At 53.4% G+C, this 3336-nt stretch carries 5 protein-coding genes; 4 read left to right on the top strand and 1 reads right to left on the bottom strand.

The genetic code is table 11. The features are described from left to right. The coding region (locus VEI96_06840; protein HXX57700.1) for a hypothetical protein at window positions 1-1341 on the bottom strand (1341 nt) is incomplete at its 3' end. A 50-nt stretch (window positions 1342-1391) separates the two neighbouring features. On the opposite strand from VEI96_06840, the gene VEI96_06835 reads away from it, so the two are divergent. From VEI96_06835 to VEI96_06820, 4 genes are all read left to right on the top strand, one after another. Further along, window positions 1392-2108: a hypothetical protein gene (locus VEI96_06835; protein HXX57699.1), complete on the top strand. Its 717-nt coding sequence runs from the start codon at window positions 1392-1394 to the stop codon at window positions 2106-2108. 184 nt (window positions 2109-2292) lie between these two features. After that, window positions 2293-2526, top strand: a complete 234-nt coding sequence (locus tag VEI96_06830; GenBank protein HXX57698.1) for a type II toxin-antitoxin system Phd/YefM family antitoxin — start codon at window positions 2293-2295, stop codon at window positions 2524-2526. Further along, complete coding sequence (locus tag VEI96_06825) at window positions 2523-2912, top strand: type II toxin-antitoxin system VapC family toxin (protein HXX57697.1); 390 nt, start codon at window positions 2523-2525, stop codon at window positions 2910-2912. The genes VEI96_06830 and VEI96_06825 overlap by 4 nt, the downstream gene beginning before the upstream one ends. 83 nt (window positions 2913-2995) lie before the next feature. Further along, window positions 2996-3336: winged helix-turn-helix transcriptional regulator (locus VEI96_06820; GenBank protein HXX57696.1), on the top strand; the 341-nt coding region annotated here is incomplete at its 3' end.

The following is a 3336-nucleotide window of genomic DNA, read 5'->3' as shown; positions in this document are numbered from 1 at the left end:
AACGAGAGATGTTGCTATCGCGATGAAGGCGCCTACCGCGGGAAGGTAGAGCCTGTGTTCGAAGATAACGTCCGCTATCGGGATGACGCTCGATTCTATCGACAGCCCCGTGAAAAACCAGAGGATTCCGAAAGCGATGAGGCGGTAGTATGCCTTGCCCTCCGCTTTCCGCGACCTGTAGAGAAGATATACCGCAGCACCGAAGATCGCCGCCAGGAGGAGAAATGAGAAAAATACGGGGGGCGTGAAAAAGGAATAAGAGACCGGATAATCGTAGTCGAGGTTCTGGTTCACCGGAAAGAATATCAGCCTTATGTAGGTGACGATCACCCTCATCTCGGTCATGAAATAGTCCTCCCTCGAAATCTCCGATTGGACCCTCGTCTTCTCGCTCAAGTCGGACAGGACCTCTCCGAGGGATTTATCCGTGTTGACTATGCTGACGGGAATTATCAGGAGGGTCAGGAGAACAGGGAGGAGATAGAGCAGCCGCCTCCTCAGCGGACTCTCGAAGAAAAGAACCTCATAGAGAATAATGATGACGGGAAGAGTCCAGGCCATCTCCTTCGTCTTCATGGCACAGAGAGCAAGGACCAGGGAGAGGCAATAGAAGAGGAGAGGGCTCTTTGCACCCTGCGATTTTAGCCTGCCTTTTATATAGAAGACCAACGAAAGGAGATAGAAGAGCGTCGCAAGGGAGGTGAATCTCTGGACTATATAGGTCACTGCCTGCGTCTGGACCGGATGAGCCGCGAAGAGAAGGGAGGCAAAGAAGGCGATAAAGACAGGCACAGGGAAAGCATCGGGGCCGGCCGATCCGCTATCCTTGGGTTGGCAGCACCCATCCTCAAGGGAAGAATGAGCGAAGTAAGGCGTCCTGAACGTGAGAAGGACGAGAAGATAGAGGAGCATCGCGTTCCCGATATGGATGGCGACGTTCACGCCGTGATATCCCGCCACATCAAGCCCTCCGATGCGGTAGTTCAGCGCGAACGAGAGGTAGCCGATGTATCTGCGAGGATTGAAATCATAGCCTTTAAGGGAAGTGAAGAAATGGTCGAGGACCCTTATGACGGGATTATGCACGATATTGAAGTCGTCATCGAAGACAAAAGGGACGCTGAAGCAATTCGAATACGCCGCGAGGCCGACGACCGCGATGAGAAGGAGATGAAAAAAGGGCTTCCTGATGAGGATACTCAAAGAGTCTCGGTGCTGAATCTCAGTATCTCTGTCGGTCCGGTACATGTCTCGCGCAAAGAAGCTCTCCTTTTTTTCCAGTTTATCCCACCCCGGAAGGATTGTAAAGAAGGAGAACGGGCCATATCTTCCTTCTCCCATGAAACAATCCGGGGCCGCGTGTTAGAATAAAAATGATTGATGAGATAGAGATGCGATACCTGAATTACCTCTTCAGAAGCATTACCGTGCTGAACGTAGCCCTGGTGGTTACGGCAATCGTTCTCGCGTACTCTACCCTTTTACATCCCCGCGCAAATATCAAATTCACAGCCCCGACGGCAAAGAAGGCTGCCGAAGAGAAGAAGGCCGAAGTCAGCCAGAACCAGCCGGTATCGCCTGCCGACTACACGATAATAGGCGAACAGAACCTGTTTCATCCCGAAAGAAAGATTCCCGTCGAAAAGGCTGCCGCCCCTGCCTTGCCGACGCCGGAGTTCGTGCTCTACGGAACATTGATCACTGACGAGATGAGCCTCGCTTACCTGGAAGACAAGAAGGCGCCCATGAACACGCCCGGAAGGGGAAAGAGGCAGGCTGCCATCAAGAAAGGCGAGGCTCTGAGCGGTTTTAGCCTTCAGCAGATAGAGGCCGATAAGGTCGTGATGGTCAGGGGAGATGAGACGATATCGGTATCCCTCAGCGCCCCGAAAGTGAGAGAGACCGTCGCGATAGCAGCACCTCCGCCTCCCGGGGGCGCTAGGCCCGGGGCTGCGCCCGCACCCGGCGCTGCACCTGCCGCTGCACCTGCCGCGGGAGTTCAGCCGGCTGGACAGGCTGCGGCATCATCTCCTACTCCCGTTCAGAGCAGCGCCGTCAGAAGACTTCGGAGCGCGGCTCGCAGCGCCGGCCAGTATTCAGGCAACTAAGCAGCAGAATCTTCTCTCGCCGCTTTTCGAGCAAAGATCGCTTTTGCACGAGGATGGTAGTCTGTTCGTGCCATAGGCATGACCGGAAATTTGAGCTATTCTGTTCCCTTGGCGTGGGTCAGATGAGGGAATTTATTTGACTTAGTCCATGCCTTAGTCCATACTATCAGGAGGAGATGATGCAATGGCAACGGTGAACATACATGACGCGAAGACCAACTTCTCCCGTCTCCTGAAGCGCGTCGAAAGTGGAGAGGAAATCGTTATCGCGAAGGCCGGGAAACCGGTTGCGAGGATAGTTCCTCTTTCGGAAAAAATTGGTGAACGAAAACCGGGGAGTGCGAAGGGCCGGGTCATCGTGAAGAAGGGCTTCTTCGAGTCGCTGCCGGAAGATCTTCTGACCGAATTCGAGAAATGAAGGCCATACTGGACACCCACGTGTTTCTCTGGTGGCTGACCGATGACCCCCGTCTTCTGGGGCAGGTGCGCAGAATAATCGCTGACGGCGAGAACGAATTATTCCTCAGCGCTGCCAGTTGCTGGGAGATCTCGATAAAATATCAACTGAAGAGATTGACCCTCCCTGATAAACCAGACGTCTTCATATCAGACCAGATGGCCGAAAATGCGATCCGGGGTCTGCCCATTCTCGCGAGCCATGCCCTCCATGTCTTTCATCTGCCCCGCCTCCACAGAGATCCTTTTGACCGAATGATCGTTTCGCAGTCGCGATTGGAAAGATTGCCTGTCATGACTTCCGATCCTCTCATCAGTCAGTACAAAGTTCCGATCATCTGGAAATAAGAAAAGGGGTCTGACGCTTCATCCCCGCCCGCGTTCATGAAACGAACTTGACTAATGGGAGTACCAGATGGTATGTTCAGACAATGAACAATGAACCATTGCAGGAGTCGGAACAGCAGCGTGCTTTGCAGATCCTGAACGAGCTGTCGAACGATGACTCTCTCACTCAGAGAGACCTCAGCGGCCGTCTCGGCATAGCCCTCGGTCTCGTCAATTCTTACATCAAGAACCTTGTGGCGAAGGGTTATATTACGGTCAAGGCGATCCCTCCCCGGCGCTACGCGTATTACCTCACCCCAAAAGGTTTTGCCGAGAAAACGCGCCTCACTTACACCATGCTTCAGGATTACACCAGGATCTACCGCGAGGCGAGGAATAACCTCAAGAAACTCTTTCATGAGCTCCAGGCTGATGGCGTCAAGAG

The sequence above is a fragment of the Thermodesulfovibrionales bacterium genome, assembly GCA_035622735.1.
GTDB lineage: Bacteria > Nitrospirota > Thermodesulfovibrionia > Thermodesulfovibrionales > UBA9159 > DASPUT01.
The sequence above is the reverse complement of the archived record's forward strand: the minus strand, read 5'-3'. Positions and strand labels throughout refer to the sequence as shown.

Coding starts and splice junctions, on each gene's coding strand:
- VEI96_06825 (HXX57697.1), top strand. CDS start 2,523: ATGAAGGCCATACTGGACACCCACGTGTTTCTCTGGTGGCTGACCGAT.
- VEI96_06835 (HXX57699.1), top strand. CDS start 1,392: ATGCGATACCTGAATTACCTCTTCAGAAGCATTACCGTGCTGAACGTA.
- VEI96_06830 (HXX57698.1), top strand. CDS start 2,293: ATGGCAACGGTGAACATACATGACGCGAAGACCAACTTCTCCCGTCTC.